The organism is Amycolatopsis sp. NPDC004169 (assembly GCF_040610315.1).
GTDB lineage: Bacteria > Actinomycetota > Actinomycetes > Mycobacteriales > Pseudonocardiaceae > Amycolatopsis.
This window is the reverse complement of record NZ_JBEXMD010000008.1, coordinates 213,434-229,671: the sequence shown is the minus strand read 5'-3', so window position 1 is coordinate 229,671 and position 16,238 is coordinate 213,434. Positions and strand designations below refer to the sequence as shown.

At 70.7% G+C, this 16,238-nt stretch carries 20 protein-coding genes; 16 read left to right on the top strand and 4 right to left on the bottom strand.

The window, feature by feature from the left end; genetic code table 11:
• Positions 1-56 precede the first annotated feature (56 nt).
• From ABZX11_RS13940 to ABZX11_RS13910, 7 genes are all read left to right on the top strand, one after another.
• On the top strand, positions 57-1,562 hold the full coding sequence (locus ABZX11_RS13940) for an FAD-dependent oxidoreductase (protein ID WP_354913024.1): 1,506 nt from the start codon (positions 57-59) through the stop codon (positions 1,560-1,562).
• Positions 1,563-1,654: 92 nt separating this feature from the next.
• Positions 1,655-2,566 (top strand): hypothetical protein, encoded by a 912-nt coding sequence (locus ABZX11_RS13935; protein ID WP_254897134.1) that lies wholly within the window; start codon positions 1,655-1,657, stop codon positions 2,564-2,566.
• A gap of 411 nt (positions 2,567-2,977) precedes the next feature.
• The gene (locus ABZX11_RS13930; protein WP_176174872.1) at positions 2,978-4,030 is read left to right on the top strand and encodes a C40 family peptidase; all 1,053 of its coding nucleotides are present in this window, start codon (positions 2,978-2,980) and stop codon (positions 4,028-4,030) included.
• Between the two features lie 86 nt (positions 4,031-4,116).
• Positions 4,117-4,482 (top strand): hypothetical protein, encoded by a 366-nt coding sequence (locus tag ABZX11_RS13925; RefSeq protein WP_354913022.1) that lies wholly within the window; start codon positions 4,117-4,119, stop codon positions 4,480-4,482.
• A 52-nt stretch (positions 4,483-4,534) separates the two neighbouring features.
• Positions 4,535-5,080, top strand: coding sequence for a DUF305 domain-containing protein (locus tag ABZX11_RS13920; protein ID WP_354913020.1), 546 nt, complete (start codon positions 4,535-4,537; stop codon positions 5,078-5,080).
• Positions 5,081-5,140: 60 nt separating this feature from the next.
• A complete protein-coding gene (locus tag ABZX11_RS13915) occupies positions 5,141-5,497 on the top strand; it encodes a BlaI/MecI/CopY family transcriptional regulator (protein WP_176174869.1) in 357 nt (118 codons plus the stop codon).
• Positions 5,494-6,432, top strand: a complete 939-nt coding sequence (locus ABZX11_RS13910; protein ID WP_354913018.1) for a M56 family metallopeptidase — start codon at positions 5,494-5,496, stop codon at positions 6,430-6,432. Before ABZX11_RS13915 ends, ABZX11_RS13910 begins: the two co-directional genes overlap by 4 nt.
• 116 nt (positions 6,433-6,548) lie before the next feature.
• Here ABZX11_RS13910 and ABZX11_RS13905 read toward each other — a convergent pair whose 3' ends face one another.
• The gene (locus tag ABZX11_RS13905; RefSeq protein ID WP_354913016.1) at positions 6,549-6,698 is read right to left on the bottom strand and encodes a hypothetical protein; all 150 of its coding nucleotides are present in this window, start codon (positions 6,696-6,698) and stop codon (positions 6,549-6,551) included.
• A 225-nt stretch (positions 6,699-6,923) separates the two neighbouring features.
• Between ABZX11_RS13905 and ABZX11_RS13900 the strand changes: the two genes are divergently transcribed.
• Entirely contained in the window at positions 6,924-8,354 is a 1,431-nt protein-coding gene (locus ABZX11_RS13900) for a helix-turn-helix domain-containing protein (RefSeq protein WP_176174866.1), read from the top strand.
• Positions 8,355-8,411: 57 nt separating this feature from the next.
• Here the strand turns inward: ABZX11_RS13900 and ABZX11_RS13895 are convergent, their stop codons facing one another.
• Positions 8,412-9,971 carry a M28 family metallopeptidase gene (locus ABZX11_RS13895; RefSeq protein WP_354913014.1) on the bottom strand — a complete coding sequence of 520 codons (1,560 nt, stop codon included), beginning with the start codon at positions 9,969-9,971 and terminating at the stop codon, positions 8,412-8,414.
• Between the two features lie 220 nt (positions 9,972-10,191).
• Between ABZX11_RS13895 and ABZX11_RS13890 the strand changes: the two genes are divergently transcribed.
• From ABZX11_RS13890 to ABZX11_RS13875, 4 genes are all read left to right on the top strand, one after another.
• Positions 10,192-10,890 carry a GAF and ANTAR domain-containing protein gene (locus tag ABZX11_RS13890; RefSeq protein ID WP_354913012.1) on the top strand — a complete coding sequence of 233 codons (699 nt, stop codon included), beginning with the start codon at positions 10,192-10,194 and terminating at the stop codon, positions 10,888-10,890.
• 477 nt (positions 10,891-11,367) lie between these two features.
• Positions 11,368-11,499 carry a hypothetical protein gene (locus tag ABZX11_RS13885; RefSeq protein ID WP_354913010.1) on the top strand — a complete coding sequence of 44 codons (132 nt, stop codon included), beginning with the start codon at positions 11,368-11,370 and terminating at the stop codon, positions 11,497-11,499.
• Positions 11,496-12,035 (top strand): histidine kinase dimerization/phospho-acceptor domain-containing protein, encoded by a 540-nt coding sequence (locus ABZX11_RS13880; RefSeq protein ID WP_354913008.1) that lies wholly within the window; start codon positions 11,496-11,498, stop codon positions 12,033-12,035. The genes ABZX11_RS13885 and ABZX11_RS13880 overlap by 4 nt, the downstream gene beginning before the upstream one ends.
• Positions 12,036-12,488: 453 nt before the next feature.
• Entirely contained in the window at positions 12,489-12,833 is a 345-nt protein-coding gene (locus tag ABZX11_RS13875) for a response regulator (protein WP_354913006.1), read from the top strand.
• A 35-nt stretch (positions 12,834-12,868) separates the two neighbouring features.
• On the opposite strand, the gene ABZX11_RS13870 is transcribed toward ABZX11_RS13875, so the two are convergent.
• Both ABZX11_RS13870 and ABZX11_RS13865 read right to left on the bottom strand, forming a co-directional pair.
• On the bottom strand, positions 12,869-13,045 hold the full coding sequence (locus tag ABZX11_RS13870) for a hypothetical protein (protein WP_354913004.1): 177 nt from the start codon (positions 13,043-13,045) through the stop codon (positions 12,869-12,871).
• Positions 13,046-13,196: 151 nt separating this feature from the next.
• A complete protein-coding gene (locus tag ABZX11_RS13865) occupies positions 13,197-13,439 on the bottom strand; it encodes a hypothetical protein (protein WP_354913002.1) in 243 nt (80 codons plus the stop codon).
• A gap of 319 nt (positions 13,440-13,758) precedes the next feature.
• Between ABZX11_RS13865 and ABZX11_RS13860 the strand changes: the two genes are divergently transcribed.
• From ABZX11_RS13860 to ABZX11_RS13845, 4 genes are all read left to right on the top strand, one after another.
• Entirely contained in the window at positions 13,759-13,935 is a 177-nt protein-coding gene (locus ABZX11_RS13860; RefSeq protein ID WP_354913000.1) for a hypothetical protein, read from the top strand.
• A 433-nt stretch (positions 13,936-14,368) separates the two neighbouring features.
• Entirely contained in the window at positions 14,369-14,938 is a 570-nt protein-coding gene (locus ABZX11_RS13855; protein WP_354912998.1) for a hypothetical protein, read from the top strand.
• 319 nt (positions 14,939-15,257) lie between these two features.
• Complete coding sequence (locus ABZX11_RS13850; RefSeq protein WP_354912996.1) at positions 15,258-15,500, top strand: hypothetical protein; 243 nt, start codon at positions 15,258-15,260, stop codon at positions 15,498-15,500.
• An 82-nt stretch (positions 15,501-15,582) separates the two neighbouring features.
• The gene (locus tag ABZX11_RS13845; protein WP_354912994.1) at positions 15,583-16,209 is read left to right on the top strand and encodes a VOC family protein; all 627 of its coding nucleotides are present in this window, start codon (positions 15,583-15,585) and stop codon (positions 16,207-16,209) included.
• Positions 16,210-16,238: the final 29 nt, after the last annotated feature.

Here is a 16,238-nt window from a genome sequence, read left to right as displayed (position 1 = left end):
TGCGTGACGGCGGTCAGTCTCGGGGCACGGTGAAGTCCTCGAGAAAGCGGTTTGTCATGCATGACGTGGTGATCGTCGGCGCCGGCCCGGTCGGCTTGTTCCTGGCCTGCGAACTCGGCCTCGCGGGCCGTTCGGTGCTGGTGCTCGAACGCGAGGCGGAGCCGGGGTCGCCGTGGCGGAGCTTCCCGCTCGGCATGCGGGGCCTGTCGGCCGGGTCGGTCGAGGCGTTCCACCGCCGCGGGCTGCTGTCGCCGCTGCTGGCCGCCTCCGGGGCACCCGAGCGGCCGGTCCCGGACGAGCCGGCGCCGCCGCAGTCGGCCGGCCACTTCGCCGGCACCCCGCTCGACCCGGCGGACGTCGACCTGGCCCGGCTGCCCCACCGGCTGCCGAGCCCGGCCCTCGACGGCCTCATGACCAGCCTCGAAGCGGTCGAGTCGGTGCTGGCCGAGCGGGCGGTCAAGCTCGGCGTCGAGATCCGCCGTGGCGTCGCGGTCACCGACGTCACCCAGGACGGTTCGGCGGTCGTCGCCCGGGCCGGCGAGCAGGAGTACCCGGCGAAGTGGCTGGTCGGCTGCGACGGCGGCCGCAGCACGGTCCGGCGGCTGGCGGGCTTCGACTTCGACGGCACCGAGCCGCGGCTCACCGGTTACCTGGCGCTCGTCACGCTCGCCGACCCCGGTCTCCTCCGGCCGGGCTTCACGCCGACCCCGCAGGGCATGTACGTGACGATGTCGGAGCCGGGACACCTCGGCGTGCTCGACTTCGACGGCGGGACGTACGACCGCACCCGGCCACCGACCCTCGAGCACCTGCAGTCGGTGCTGCGCCGCGTGTCCGGCACCGACGCAACGCTCACGGAGGTGCACTTCGCGTCCAGCTTCACCGACCGCGCGAAGCAGGTGACCACCTACCGCCGCGGCCGCGTCCTGCTGGCCGGCGACGCGGCCCACATCCATTCGCCGCTGGGTGGCCAGGGTCTGAACCTCGGCCTCGGCGACGCGCTGAACCTGGGCTGGAAGCTGGCGGCCACGGTGGCCGGGACGGCACCGCCCGGCCTGCTCGACACGTATTCGGCGGAACGCCACCCGGTCGGCGAGCGGGTGCTCGACTGGTCGCGGGCCCAGGTGGCGGCGATGGGCCCGGACCCGCACGCCCGGGCGGTCAAGTCGGTGCTCACCGACCTCCTGGCCACCCGCGACGGCACGACGTACGTCTTCGAGCGCACGTCCGGCACGTCGTTGCGCTACGACCTGGGCAGCGAAGAACCGCTGATCGGGCACAACGCGCCGGAGTTCGTGCTGACGGACGGGACCAGCCTCGCGGACCTGCTGCAGGACGGCCACGGTGTCGCCCTCGACTTCGGCGGCGGCCTGCGGGAAGTGGCGCAGCGGTACGACGACCGGATCCGGTACGTCGCCGGTCCCGCCCGCGACGACCTGGGATTCGGTGCGGTGCTGGTCCGGCCGGACGGGATCGTCGCGTGGGCAGGCGGCCGGGAGCCCGACCGCGGTGCGTTCGAGGAAGCCGTGCGGCGCTGGTTCTTTTCCGTTGAGGCCGAATAGATCGGCCGGAGCCGGACACCGGGTGATCGACTCGATACGGTGGCGCGCACCGAAGTCGATCTCGACGTACTGGGGTGGTCAACATGCGGAGAATGCGGAAAATCCGGCGGCTGGCGACGATCGCGACCGGAATCGTGACCGGGGTGGCCCTGGCGGCCGGGCCGGCCGCGGCAACACCGGCGATCGAGCTCCCCGAGGGGATGACGGCCGGCTACCTCGTCGTCGACCAGGAGACGGGGGCGACCTTCGGCTCCGGCGAGCACCAGCAGTACCGCTCGGCCTCGCTGGTCAAGCTGTTCATCGCCCTCGACTACCTCGAATCGCACGGGCCCGACTACGAGATCCCGGCCGACGACCTGGCCCTGCTCGAGCCGATGCTGCGCTCCAGCAACGACGACGCGGCCAGCACGCTGTGGGTCCGCGACGGCTGGGACGAGATCGTCAAGCGGATGGTCGTCAAGCTCGGCCTCACCGACACCGCGCCGCCCGCCGCCCGCGGGAAGTGGGGGTACACCGCGATCAGCGCCGCGGACATCGTCCGGACGTACCAGTACATCCAGCACGAGGCGGACCCGAAGTACCGCGACTTCATCATGGGCAACCTGGCGCAGTCGACCAAGTGCGGTTCGGACGGTTTCGACCAGTCCTTCGGCCTCCCCAGCGCCGTCCCGGGGCCGAAGGCGGTCAAGCAGGGCTGGTCCGGGTTCGGCGCCGCCCCGGCACCCGGCGAGCAGTGCACCGAGCCCGGCCCCGCCGCCCGGCGGGTGCTGAGCTCGCCGGAGGTCCGGGCCGCGACCGCGGTCGCCTCCAGCGGCGAGGGCACGGCCGCCCCGCTCGGCGTCCAGGACATCGACCTCACCAGCCGCGCGATGCACACGAGCGGCACGGTGGGCGGCACGATCGTGGTGGTGCTGACCCTGGAGCCGACGACGTTGTCCTGGAAGGACTCCGCCGCGCGGATCACCGAGCTGACCCGGGAGGTCTACTGCCAGGCCGGTCTCTGACCGCACACCGTTCCGAGCAGAGCACGTCCAGCCCGGCCGAGGTCCGGCCGGGCTGGACGTGCAAGTCAACGGCCAGTACAAAGTGGACGTCGCCCGCGCCCTACTATCGCTCTTAGTAAGAACGGCCATGACTGATCGTGAGGAGCCCGGTTTTCCTTTTCCGGGTTTGACCAGGTCACCCGCCGGCGGCCGGTTTTTCTTCCCCCGAAAGGTGGACGGCGGCCCGTTCCGTTCGTAATCTGGCCGAGATCTCGCGGCCGACGCCGTTCACCCGATGGCGACGCGGGATCGCTGCCGGGACGCCGGATCACCGAACGCGCGCTTCACCTGTTGCGGTACCGCGCGGCCCGGCTCCGGCGACCGGACTCACCACCGGCCGGCAGCCCGAAGGAAAAGGAGAATTCCGCGACCGTGCAGTCGCATCCGATCAGGCGTGTGGTATCCGGCATCCTCGCCGCGGCTTCGGTGATCACCCTCGTCACCGTGGCCCAGCCCGCGGCCACCGCCGCCCCCGTCCCCGTCCTCCAGGCCCCGCCCACCGGCTCCGAAGCCCTCGCGAAGTACCGCGAACTGGCCGCACAGGCGGAAAAGCTCAACGAGGACCTCCTCAAGGCCCAGGGCGACCTCGACGCCAAGCAGGGCGAGCTCGACAAGGCCACCAACGACGTCAAGGCCGCGAAGGACCAGGCCGCCACGGCGTCGGAGAACCAGAAGAAGTACCAGACCGAGGTCAACAAGTTCGCCGGCGCGTCCTTCACCAGCGGCGTGCAGCTGAACAAGCTGTCCGCGCTGCTGTCCGGGACGTCCACACAGGACTTCCTGGACCGCTCCTCGGCACTGGAAGTCCTCGCCACGGACAAGAGCGCCGCGCTGGGCAACCTCACCGGCGCCGTCCAGCAGGCCACCGACGCGGCCGCCAAGGCCGGTGACGCCGCGAAGCGCGCGCAGGACGCGCGGGACGCCGCGGCCAAGCTGACCGAGGACATCAAGGCCAAGCAGAAGACGCTCGACGACCAGATCGAGCAGCTCAAGGCAGCCAACCGCAACCTGAGCACCGCGGACAAGGCCGCCCAGCGCGACACGGGCGGCGCGGCACCGAACGTCAAGGCTCCCACGGCGGCCGCGCAGACGGCGGTGAACGCGGCGCTGAGCAAGCTGGGCAGCGCCTACGTCTGGGGCGCCACCGGGCCGAGCACGTTCGACTGCTCGGGGTTGATGCTGTGGGCCTACGGAAAGGCCGGCATCACGTTGCCCCGCAACAGCGCGGCGCAGGCCCAGTTCGGCACGCCGGTGCCGCGTGACCAGCTGCAGCCCGGCGATCTGGTCGCCTACTACTCACCGGTGTCCCACATCGGGATGTACATCGGCGACGGCAAGATGGTGCACGCGCCGACCAGTGGTGACGTCGTGAAGATCTCGCCGCTGCAGAGCCAGTACGCCGGGGCGACCAGGCCCACCGCCTGACCGTTCCGTCCGGGGCGGCACCGCTTTCCCGCGGTGCCGCCCCCGCTCACTACTAACCTCCGTAGTACTCCGGTACGGTGGGAGCCATGGCGGAGCGCGTCGGCCGGGTGCAGCAGGTGGTCCTGCTGTGCCTGCTCGCGCTGTGCGTGACCGCGATGCACCACGTCCCGTCCGCCGGCGAACCGATGGCGACCGTTTCGGTTTCGGCCATGGACGTCGCCGTCCCGGCCCCCGGTGGGCACCACGGCCCCGCCGGTGGGCACGACGTGCTCCACCTGTGCCTCGCCGTCCTGACCGCGCTCCTGCTGGTCTGCGTCCTGCTCCTGGTGGGGCGCCCGGGCCGCGGGAATCCGGCCCGGCGGACGTGGCCGCGGGGCTCACCGGCTCCGGAGCGGCCACCGGACAGATCCGGGCGGACCGTCTTGACCTCTCTCTGCGTGCTGCGGGTGTGACCGGCCGGAACACCGGCCCCATCACTCCCACACTCCCAGAGAAGGTTTTGTCATGCGCAAAAAACCGTTCCTCGGCGCGCTCGCCGTCGTCTTGACCCTCGCCCTCGGCGCGTGCGGCGGAAGCAACAACAGCAGCAACAACAACGCGGACGACGTCATGTTCGCGCAGCAGATGATCCCGCACCACGAACAGGCGCTCGAAATGGCGAAGCTGGTGCCCTCGCGCAGCAGCAACCCGAAGGTCGTCGACCTCGCTTCGCGCATCGAAAAGGCGCAGGACCCCGAGATCCGGCAGATGCGGGGCTGGCTGTCGGCCTGGGGCGCGACCTCGGCGTCGAGCATGCCGGGGATGGACCACGACTCGATGCCCGGGATGATGCCGGCCGGGGACATGGCGGAGCTCGAAGCCGCCAAGGGCACCGAGTTCGACCGCAGGTGGCTGGACATGATGGTCAAGCACCACCAGGGTGCGGTCGACATGGCCCGCACCGAGCTGGACAAGGGCGCCAACGCCGATGCGAAGGCACTGGCGCGGAAGATCGCCGACGCCCAGCAGGCGGAGATCACCGAAATGCAGGGCCTGCTGCGGCAGAGCTGACGCCGTCGGGACCGGGCACGGGGGATGGCCGTGCCCGGTACCCTCGGCCGCGGAGGTCTCATGCGGCAGCTCGGCGAACTCGAAGCGGCGATCATGGACGTGCTCTGGACCGCGGCGGCGCCCATGCGGGTCCGTGACGTCCTCGACGGGCTGGAGCGGGATCTGGCGTACACCACGGTGATGACCGTCCTGACCAACCTGCACCGCAAGGGCTGGGTGGACCGCGAGCTGGAGGACCGCGCGTACCGCTACCGGCCGGTGACCACCCGCGAGGAGGCCACGGCGCAGACGTTGCACGACCTCCTCGACGCCGCCGGCGACCGCGAGTCCGTCCTCCTGCACTTCGTCGGCTCGGCTTCGGAAGAGGAGTCGGACATCCTCCGCCGCGCGCTGCGCCGGAAGGCCCGCAAGCGGTGATCCCGGCCGCGACCCTGTTCCTCGGCGCGGTGGTGACCGGCTGGTGGTCACCACGGGCGCTGAGCCGCCTGGCCGCCACCGGAACGGCCCCGGGCACGGTCATCGCGTGGTGGCTGCTCGCGGCAGCCGGGGTGGTGGCAGGCGTCCTCGGCAGCGTCCTGCTGCTGGTGCTCCCGGGCCACGGCCCGGCCGGCGCAGTGCTGCGCGTCCTCCACGACTGCTGGGCCACGGCCGGCCACGACGGCTTCCCCGCACTGGACCCGATCGCGGCCGCCGGCTCGGCCGCGGTGCTGGGTGCCGCCGTCGTGGGCCTGGCCCGCAACGGCCTGCTCCGCCGACGGCACCGGACGGTGATGCACCGGCGGCACCTGACGGCTCTGCGCCTGACCGGTGACCGCCGGCCGCTGCCGACGTTGTGGCTCCCGGACGACCAGCCGATCGCCTACAGCATGGGTGGGCGCCGCCCGCTGGTCGTCGCCAGCACGGGCTTGGCCGACCGGCTCACCGGGGTGGAACTGCGCGCGGTGCTGGAGCACGAGCGAGCGCACGTCCGCGGCCACCACCACCTGCTGACCGGCGTGGCGGAGGTGCTCGGCCGGACGTTGCGGTTCGTCCCGCTGATGCGCGAGCTGCCGTCCGCGATGAGGCTGCTGGTCGAGCTGGCCGCCGACCGGACGGCCGCGGCCCGCTGCGGGACCGAGCCCCTGCGCTCGGCCTTGCGCCGGGTGCGCACCACCGGCGGCCCGCGCGGGGCGTTGTCGATGGCCGGGGCCGACACGGCGATCCGGCTGGACCACCTGGACGCCACCGCGGAACCGCGGTTCACCGCCGGGGTCAAGGCGGTCGTCGGTGGCGTGGCCGCGGTGCTGGCGCCCCCGGCCGTGGCGGTCGCCCTGGTCGTCGGGGCCGGGCTGATCGCGTGTCCGGCTTCGTGAACCGGTCACCCTGACCCGCTGCCCTCGGTTTCCTCCGCCGAGCCGGCTCTCGTGCGGGTCGCCGACGCCTGGTGCGCCATGGATCTCGGTGCGGTCGCCGCACCCGGGCCAGGTGGTCACCGGCGGCCCCGTTCCTCCTCGGCTCGCCGGGCGGCGCCGGCGGCCTCACGGCCGGCCGAGGTGGCCACCCGCGCGTCCTGCTCCGGCCGGGCGCGCTCGTGCGGTGTCCCGCCGGCGCGGGCCCGTTCGACCCAGCGCACGGTCATGACCGCCTCCGCGGGCCGGTACCCCCAGGGACGCGAGGACGGGACACAGAACCTCCAGGTGGCTCGACGCAGGCGGCCCAGCGTTCCGGGCCGGACCGGCCGGGCGGATTCCCGCCGGATGGGAGTTTTCCCCGGAGTTTCCGCGGGCTCTCGGGCGCTGTGGCGGGCCGCGGTGATGCGCTACGGTGACCGACCGTCCGGGTACTCGGGGTCGGGAGCGGCGTCATGGGAACCAGCGGGGCGAAGCCCGGGAGCAAGCCCGAGCGCGAACGGCTCCGGCACCAGCTGCTCGCCGTCGGCAGCAGCCCCGCCCGGATCGCCGCCGAGATGGCCGGCCGCTGGCAGTTCAACCCGCGCCAGGCGTGGCGGTACACCCACGGCCTGTCCCAGACGGCGGTGGCGGCGCGCTGCAACGACCTGCTCGGCGACGGCCGTGCCCCGATGACCGGCAAGCGGATCAGCGAGTACGAGGCGTGGCCGCAGCGGGGTATCCGGCCCACGGTGCACGTCCTCACGCTGCTCGCCCGGGTCTACGGCACGGTGCCCCGCGCCTTGCTCGCCGAGGACGAGCTGCCGCTGCTGCCCGAGCCGGAGAGGCTCGTGCTCGACCAGCTCCCGTCGGACCCCGTCACCGTCCCGGCGGCCGGCTCCGGCCGCCTCGACGCCGCCGCGATCCGCGCCGCGGCCCACGCGTCCGGAGCGCACGCCGAACGGGCCGAGGTCACCGAGGTCGGCGCGATCACGCTCGAACAGCTGGACCACGACGTCGTCGAGCTCGCGCGCGCCTCCATCCGGACCCGGCCGGAGGAGATCTTCGACGAGCTGGTCCGCGTGCGCGACCGCGTCTTCCGGCTGCTGCAGCGGCGTGCCCACCCGGCCCAGCAGTCGCACCTGTACCTGCTGGCCGGCCAGACGTGCGGGTTGCTGGCCAACGCGAGCATGGAGCTGGGCTGCCACGGCGCGGCGGCCGAACAGTCGCGCGCCGCCTGGGTCTACGCGGAGCTCATCGGCCACAATGGACTCAAGGCGTGGCTGCGCGGCACACAGGCGCTCATCGCGTTCTGGTCGGGAAACCCGCGTGAAGCAGCCCACCTGGCCCGGGCCGGCCGCGAATACCTGAGGCACGGCACGGGTTTCGTGCGGCTGTGCAACATCGAAAGCCGCGCCTGGGCCCACCTGGGAGACGTCCGCGAGACCCAGAAGGTGATCGGCATGGGTCACCACGCCCGCGACCACGTCACCGAGCCCGACGAGTTGCACGACCTCGTGGGCGGCGAGTTCGGCTTCGACGAGGCACGGCAGTCGTTCTGCAACGCGGGTGCGTGGGTCCAGGTGGGCAAGCCGGGCCTGGCGATCGAAGCGGCCGAGCGCGCGTTGCGGCTGTACGCAACGGAAGCCGAGCGCAACCGCCGTTACGGCGGCGAGCCGTCCACCCGCCTGGAGATGACGGACGGCTACCTGGCCGCCCGCGAACTGGACGCCGCGGACGCCGCGCTGGCCCCGGTGATCGGCACGGCGGCGACCACCGGCGTCGCCCACCTGGCGACCCGGCTGTCGGGGATCTGCGCAACGCTGGACGGCCCGCCTTACCGGAACTCGCGCGAGGCGCGGGAGCTCGCGGAGCGGATCCGCGCCCACCCGGTCCTGTCGACCTGACTGCCGGCCGGTGTTTCGTTCCGGGCGGCCCGAACCGCCCGGAACGTTCAGCACTTCCTACTTGGCAACATCGCCGGACTGGCCGGCGGTCGGGTTGCGCACCGCGCCCGGCGGCGTCCGGCCCGGCACTCCGTTCACCACCTCCGTGCTGTACGCCAACGTGACCGTCGCGTAGGCGATGGCGTCGGCGTTCTGGTCCAGTGCCACCAGGTTGTTGTTCGCGAACGTGTCACACGCCTGGTGGTAGCAGCTGTCGTAGGCGACGCCCGCCGTGCCGCCGTAACTGGCCGCCTGGGCCGGCGTCTTCACTCCCTCGGCTCCGGTGAACAGTCCGCCCGCCGGTATTCCGGCCGCGATGAAGGGGCCGTAGTCGCTTCGGCCGTCGAAGGCCGTCGGTTCCGTCGGCAGGCCCCGGTCGGCGAAGTACCTCAGGAACACGCTCTCGATCGGGCCCGAACCGGCCGGCCCCGGGTTGCTGAGGCCCGCCGAACCGTCGCCGTCGTACACGAACCTCGCGAAGTTCGGCGAGGCCACCATGTCGAAGTTCAGGTACAGCCCGATCCGGTTCAGCTCCGCCTGGCTCAGGCTCTGCACGTAGTGCGCCGAGCCGAGCAGGTTCAGCTCCTCCGCGCCCCACCAGGCGAACCGCACCGTGTTGGTGGGCTTCGCCTTGGCGAACACCCTGGCCACCTCGAGGATGGCCGCGCTGCCGCTGCCGTTGTCGTTGATTCCCGGGCCGGCGAGCACCGAGTCCAGGTGCGCCCCCACCATCACGACGTTCCCGTTGGTGCGCGCTCCGGGCAGCTCGGCGAGCACGTTGCGGGTCTGCCGGATCTGGCTGACCGTGCTCGTCGCCAGGTGGACCGTCGCCCCCTGCAGGCTGACGCCGATGTCGAAGCTGGTGGCGACCACCGGGATGGTGATGCCCGGCGCGCCCAGCGTGCCGCCGAAAGCGTCGGTGCGCCCCGGCTGGCCCTCGTTGAAGATGATCACGCCGCTCGCGCCGGCGGCCTGCGCGTTGGCCGCCTTGACGGCGAAGGCGCAGCTGCCGCGCTGGATCAGCGCGATCTTCCCCGGGACGAACCCGGCGAAGTCGGCCGCCTCGCACCCGCTCGTCGACGACGGCACCGGCGCCGGCGGCACCACCAGGTCGACCGCCTGCGTGGCCGCGGTGACGTTCCCGCTGCCCGAGTAGGTCATGGTGCTGAAGTCGGTGCCCGGCGCGAACAGCCGGAAGAGCGGCGCGACCTGTTCCATGGTCTCGCTGTCGAGCTGGAAGAACGGGAAGTCGAAGTCCTGCGTGGTGACCTTGAGGCCCGCGGCGCGCGCCTGGCCCTCCACGTAGGCCGCCGACGCGGTGAAGCCGGGCGTACCCGAGGCCCGGGTACCGCCGTTGGCGTCGGCGGCGCCCTGCAGCGCCTGCTGGTGGGCGCGGACACCGCCGACCGTGACGCACTCGAGCACCAGCTGCACGGTGTTGTTGGTCCGGGTGCTGCACCCGGACGGCGCGGCGGAGGCCGGGCCGCCCACGGCGGCGACCGCGGGGAGGACGAGCAGACCGGCGACCGCGGCGGCGAGGGCGCGCGGTCTCTTTCGCGGGTGGGGGCCAGGGGACATCGTCGTCCACATCCTTTCGGGCACGGACGCCGGTTGCGCCCGTACCCGGATGAGTCGGGACAAACGGCGCAAGTGTGACAGCCGATCGGCGGAGTGGAGCAGCCATGCTTGGGCTTTGGGAACCGGTGAATCAGCAGGTCAAGGCTCCGAAATGCGGACGAGCGCCGCCTCGCTAAGCTGAAATTCTCGACGAAGGGCAGGCACGGAGGGGGTCCCCCTGATGCAGGACGATTCGGACAAGACGGGCACGAGCTTGAGTGCCACGCTGAGCGCGATCGCCCGGACCCTCCAAGCCGAGCCCGACGTCGACACCACCCTCGCGGCGATCGTCAAGGCCGCGCTCGACCACGTCGAGGGCGCCGAGTACGCGGGGATCTCCCTGGTCGAACGCGGCCGCCCGATCCGGACCGTGGCCGCGACCGGCGATGTCGTCTCGGGGATCGACGAGGTGCAGTACCGGGTCGGCCAGGGGCCGTGCCTCGACGCCGTCGCCGAGCACCAGGTGTACACCACCGGCGACCTCGCCACGGAGGAGCGCTGGCCCGCCTTCGCGCCCGCGGCGGCCGAGTTCGGGGTGCACTCGATGCTGTCCTACCGGCTGTTCGTCACCGACACCACGCTCGGCGCGCTGAACCTCTACTCCCGCGCTCGTGACGCGTTCAGCAGGCAGACCGTGGAAGACGGCACGCTGTTCGCCACGCACGCGGCGATCGCGCTGGTCGGCGCCCAGACCGAGGCCCAGCTCACCGCCGCGATCGAAACCCGCGACGTCATCGGCATGGCCAAGGGCATCCTGATGCAGCGCCACGACATCGACGCCGTCGGGGCGTTCCGGCTGCTCGTGGAGAGCTCGCAGAGCACCAACATGAAGCTGCACCAGGTCGCGGCGTGGCTCGTCGAAAACCGCCACGAGCTGTGACATGGCGGCAATCCTCGCCGGCCAGCTGCTTGACCGGCGAGGACTGCCCCACTCGCCGTCACCGGCGAGTGGCCCCTTGGTGACGGGTTGTGCCCAAGCTTTACCCGCTCCGGGGGGCGGCAAACGGAGCAATGCGGCACAAGTCGGTTCCACCATCACTACCGACTCGTGGCTCGGCTGCACGCTGGACTGGTCACCGAACGCTTCGCGGTAGGCCACGGCGAGCCGTCCGGTTCGGCGAAACCCACCGCGCCGCGATCGCCTTCACCGTCGCGCCATGCACCGGGTCGGCGGCCTGCAGTTCCTGGCCCCCACGTCCTAACCGCCGCGATCCCGCAAGCCGCACCGGCTGCCCACCACTGGCTTCGATCAAAGCCACGCGCAGCGGGCGCGACATGGCCGGGGTGTGCGTCGAAGACGAAGCGGACCTCGTCGCCGTGACCGGCGCCTACCCTGCGCCGCGACGGCTTCCAGGTCGTGACGGCGGCCGACACCCGGTCGGCCACCGCGGCGCTGCGCGAACACAACGCCGACCTCATGGTGCTCGACCTCGGGCTGCCCGACGGCAACGGGCTGGACCTGCTGCGTGGGGTCCGCACCTGCCGGTGATCATCCTGACCGGCTGGGGCAGCGAGCGCGAGCGGATCGTCGGCCTGGAGCTGGGCGCCGACGACGCCGGGCGGGTGCCCCTCATCGTGCACCTCGTACAGGACGTCACCGAGCTGATCACCCTGCGCGACCAGGACCGCGAACGCGCGGCGGCGCAGGTCGAGCAGATGGAGGCGAACCTGCTCTCCCGCGCCCGCGAACCGCAGGAAGCCAATCAGCAGCTGCGCGGCGCGAACGCCGCACTGGCCGTGGTCACCGCGGAGTTGCGGGCCCAACAGCAGGCGAAGGACCGGTTCATCGCAACCTTGTCGCATGAGCTGCGCAACCCGCTCGCGTCCGCGAGCGCGGCGCTGGACGTGCTGGGGCTCGACGTCACCGGCCGCCCGGCCCAGGCAGTCCTGGAGCGCCAGCTCAGTGCCCTCAGCAGGCTCACCGGCGACCTGCTCGACGCCGTCCGCGTCGTCACCGGCAACCTCCGCGCCACACGGACCCCGCTGGACCTCCGCCCATGGTCCACACGGCACTCGACGACCTGACGGCGTCCCTTGCCCGCCCCGCGGTGACCCTTCCCGCCGAGCCGGTCCTGATCGACGGCGACCCCGTCCGCCTCGGCAAGCTCCTGACCAACCTGCTGGACAACGCGCGCAAGCACACGGACGACACGACCGAGGTGAGCGTGCACCTCCGTGTCCGCAACGGCCAAGCGGAACTGCACGTCAGCACACCGGCCCCGGCTTCGACCCGGCGCTGGCGGCCGCCCTGTTCGACCCGTTCACCCGCGCCACGACGGGCACCGGCGCACCGAGCGGCCTCGGCTCGGCCTGGCCATCGTCCGAGGCATCGCGGAGCTCCACTACGGCAATGTCGACGCCCACAGCGACGGCCCGGGACCGGAGCGACGTTCACCGTCCGCATCCCGCTTACCGCCGAGGCCGTTCCGCCGGCCGAGAATCATGCAGCATGCCAGGCGCTGCGGATACTCCTCGTGGATGAACAACGCCGACTTGGCCGAGATGACCGCGATCATGCTGAGCCGCCGGGGGAACACGGTCACGGTGGCCACCAACGCGGGCGACGCACTGGCCATCGCGGGTGAGAGCACGTTTGACGTGGTCTTGTGCGACTTGGAACTCGGCGAGGAAATCGACGGCTACGAGATAGCCCGGCGGCTGCGGCGGAGCGCCCGGCACCGGGATGCCCTCCTGGTGGCGGTGTCGGGGTTCAGTCAGGACGCCGACCGCAAACGCGGCCGAGCCGCGGGGTTCGACGCCCATTTAGCCGAACCGCTCGATTTGGCGGAACTAGAACTCCTTTTGGCCCGCAAAGCCAAGTGATTCAAGCCAGCTTGTTGCTGCCCCGATCAGGTGATTCACGGAGCCAGGCGGAACATCTGCGACGACGCGGCCGAGTACCAAGGTGTCGGCCACAGGTGGGACGTGCCGTGGCCACCAAAACCGTCTAACAGATCGTGCGCGTAATCGGTGGCGCCGTTGTGCTCGCCGGTGCGGCGATGTTCGTTTTCGCCGCGTTCGACAGCTTTACCCACCACCACAGCCCCGCGAGCACGGCGGACTGGGGACGCCCGTCACTCGGCGCATGGATCGGGGTATACGGTCGCGGCATTGGGCTCATGCCGCGAGCAGAACCAAGATATAACCATTGCCAACGCAGGTGCCGCTCGGTTCTCGCAGCCCAGTTCAGACACGATCGCTGCGGTCTGAGACCTGCCACACCAGAAACAGCAAAAGGGCTCCGGTCAGCCCCAGCCCGAAGCTGGCCACGATGAATCCAAGTGCCACCAGCCCAAGACCGCCAACCAGCAGGCTGTACCACCCAGCGCGATAGGCGGGGATCCGCCGCGTCAGTTCGTCAAGCACGTTATCGCCTGCGACTGCGGCAGCGACAACGAGGGCAAGCACTGCGATCACAACGACGGTCACGAGAACGATCCAGCCACGATCGCTGCCCGTTGGCCCCCGCCATCGGCAAACATGATGTTCGAAAGATACATGCGTCGCTTCATTCTTGAGCACCCACCAGGTCGATCGAAACGGCAAGAGTGTTACAAATGATCAAGAAGTGACATTTCGACACCCGGCAGCTACCGGACGAGCCGATCCAGGGTTTCATGATCGAGCAATGTTGCACGACCGTGCCCACTTGAGATGGAACAGACCTTCAGAAAAATCCGACGAACAAAGGTTGCCGAGGTGAGCGTCGACTTCGACGCCTTACTTTTAGACAGCCACCAGGTGAGACATGAACAGCAAGCGCCACGATGACTGCTCAACAGCCGCGCTCGTGGCCATCTACCCGTCGGAGCGCGCCGATTCGACCTCGAACATGAACTTCAGCCTCGGCTTGGTCGGAGCAGAGGCCGCATATCTTGTCGGCACATCCGCCCTCTGGGACAAGTTGGCTCTCCTTGGCGACTGAATGGCCTTGCTGCCCTTCCCGCTGATATGTCTAGCTTCCTTCCAGTCGGTACTACTTGCAGCTTCGGCCACCAAAGCCGCTTCTATCTACCACACGGAGAAACAGCCGAAGAAGTTGAGTGAGATTTCGAATGAATCCCCAGGCAGATATCTCATCTGCTTCATGGCAAGCGAGCGGATATTCAACATCCAAGGAGCATTCGAAAACGGAAATTGGGCGCTCGCAGCAGCCACACTGATCACATACGGCGGCGCAGGCTCGACCGTAGTCTGTTACACAGTTATTGTGACGATAAAGAGCTTCGACTACCTCCACGCTTGGGCGTTTTGGCCGCACCGCCACGCCATCGACGAACGCGGCTGCCACGACCACCAGCAAACTACTGTCAGTACACGTCGGACCCGGATCGAGGTGGTGGGACTCAGTGGGCAACATGGACGTATGGATCCCCCCAGCCCAGCTCAACCGTGCGCACGCCGCCTGGGTGACCGGTTCGGCCGCCGTGCGCATGGAGCTGGTGCAGGAGCTCCTGGCCGGAAAGCCGGTTGCTGCCGAGCACGCGCACCGAGTCCTGGGCTACAACCTCACCGGCCGGCACCTCGCCTTGGCGGTGTGGGCCGACGACCTCGAACGAGCCGACCCCGGGCGGCTGGAAGCTGTCGCCGAGCAGCTGCTGCGGGCGGGCGGAGCGACCGGCACCCTGATCCTGCCCGTCGGCTGGCAACGGGTGTGGGCGTGGGGGTCGAGCGTCCGTGGTACCCCGGTGGAGCCGTCGACGCCCCGGCTGGGAATCCGGGCGGCGGCCGGGCTGCCCGAAGCCGACGCTGAGGGGTTCACGCTCAGTCACGCCCAGGCCGTCGATTCCGCCCGGGTCGGGATGCTTTCCCGCGCTGGCCGGTGGCTGTTCGACTACGCCGAGCTGGACCTGATCGCCATGCTCAGCACTGATCTCGACGAGGCGCGCCCGTTCACGCTCCGTGAGCTGGGTGGGCTCGCCGGATAGGGCGAGGAGACCACCACCCTGCGCACCACTCTCAAGTGCTACCTGGATACCGAACGCAGCCTGAACACCACGGCTGAGCTGCTGCGCAACACGGTGGCGTACCGCATCCAGCGGGCAGGCAGATGCGAGGCCGGGAAATCGAGGTCCGGCGGATGCAGCTGCACGTCGCTCTGGCGCTCGCGGAGGAGTTCGGCGACCTCGTGTTGGGGCAGGCCACCCCCGCGCTGACGGCCCCCGTTGGACCTTGGTCCCATCGCCGGTGGGCCGGTTTACACCGCGGGCCAAGCGCCGCCGGGGCCGGGTTCGCTGCACTGTCGGCATGGTGATCCACCTCGCCCGCTACCGTCTCGCCGGCGAGATCCGGTGGGCGGCTGTCGCCGACGGTGACCTGTCGCCGCTGACCGGTGACTACGCCTCGAGCGCGGACCTCGTCGGGACGGCGCCGACGACTGGCGGCGGCCGTCGGTCGACCTCCGAGACTGCCGACCGGGTCGATGGAGCTGCTGTACCCCGTGACCACGCCCTGCCGCGTCCCGTGCCAGGGCGCCAGGTGACGTCGTGACCGCGAGCATCCGCAGCCCCGACGGCGCCACCGACCTCGACCGCCAGCGCACCACCATCACCGCCCCCTGAAATGACCGCTCATGGAAGCCGGCACCAGCAGGCCCGCGAACGACGCCGCGCCGGACTTCCTCGCGCACTGGGTCGTCAAAACCGCCCGCCTCGACGAGATGACCACCTGGTACCGCAAGGTCTTCGGCGCCCGCGTGGTGCCCCAGGACCGGCAGGGCGCCTTCCTTAGCGGGGACCGCGAGCACCACCTGCTGGCTGATCGCGGTGCTGGGCATCCTGCGGTACCTCCTCCCGCTGGCCCGGCTGCGGCGCAAGGTCCACGGGATCGACCACCTCGCCGTCCAGTCGCGTCGCTCGAAAAACTGCTCACGACCTACGAGCGACTCGAGCGGGCGGGCATCCGCCCGGTCTGGTCCATCAACCACGGGCCGACCACCTCGCTGTACTACGAGGACCCCGACGGCATCCGCCTGGAGTTCCAAGTGGACAACTTCCCCACCGCCGACGCCACCGCCGCCTACTTCGCTGGCGAGGAGTGCGTCGCCAACCCGATCGGCACCGAGTTCGACTCCGGCTACCTGCTCGAGCGGCTGCGCCGCGGCGACGACCCGGCCGAGCTCTTCCGGCCCGGCGCGGGCACCCGGCCCGGCACCACGCCGCGGGCGAACAAGCGAGCTATCACCTGGAAGACCCTGTAGGCCCATGCGCACCGCACCGGTCGTGATCG

Coding starts and splice junctions, on each gene's coding strand:
- ABZX11_RS13845 (WP_354912994.1), top strand. CDS start 15,583: ATGGAAGCCGGCACCAGCAGGCCCGCGAACGACGCCGCGCCGGACTTC.
- ABZX11_RS13850 (WP_354912996.1), top strand. CDS start 15,258: ATGGTGATCCACCTCGCCCGCTACCGTCTCGCCGGCGAGATCCGGTGG.
- ABZX11_RS13915 (WP_176174869.1), top strand. CDS start 5,141: ATGCGGCAGCTCGGCGAACTCGAAGCGGCGATCATGGACGTGCTCTGG.
- ABZX11_RS13920 (WP_354913020.1), top strand. CDS start 4,535: ATGCGCAAAAAACCGTTCCTCGGCGCGCTCGCCGTCGTCTTGACCCTC.
- ABZX11_RS13860 (WP_354913000.1), top strand. CDS start 13,759: ATGAACAGCAAGCGCCACGATGACTGCTCAACAGCCGCGCTCGTGGCC.
- ABZX11_RS13900 (WP_176174866.1), top strand. CDS start 6,924: ATGGGAACCAGCGGGGCGAAGCCCGGGAGCAAGCCCGAGCGCGAACGG.
- ABZX11_RS13890 (WP_354913012.1), top strand. CDS start 10,192: ATGCAGGACGATTCGGACAAGACGGGCACGAGCTTGAGTGCCACGCTG.
- ABZX11_RS13905 (WP_354913016.1), bottom strand. CDS start 6,698: ATGACCGTGCGCTGGGTCGAACGGGCCCGCGCCGGCGGGACACCGCAC.
- ABZX11_RS13940 (WP_354913024.1), top strand. CDS start 57: ATGCATGACGTGGTGATCGTCGGCGCCGGCCCGGTCGGCTTGTTCCTG.
- ABZX11_RS13875 (WP_354913006.1), top strand. CDS start 12,489: ATGAACAACGCCGACTTGGCCGAGATGACCGCGATCATGCTGAGCCGC.
- ABZX11_RS13925 (WP_354913022.1), top strand. CDS start 4,117: ATGGCGGAGCGCGTCGGCCGGGTGCAGCAGGTGGTCCTGCTGTGCCTG.
- ABZX11_RS13855 (WP_354912998.1), top strand. CDS start 14,369: ATGGACGTATGGATCCCCCCAGCCCAGCTCAACCGTGCGCACGCCGCC.
- ABZX11_RS13935 (WP_254897134.1), top strand. CDS start 1,655: ATGCGGAAAATCCGGCGGCTGGCGACGATCGCGACCGGAATCGTGACC.
- ABZX11_RS13895 (WP_354913014.1), bottom strand. CDS start 9,971: ATGTCCCCTGGCCCCCACCCGCGAAAGAGACCGCGCGCCCTCGCCGCC.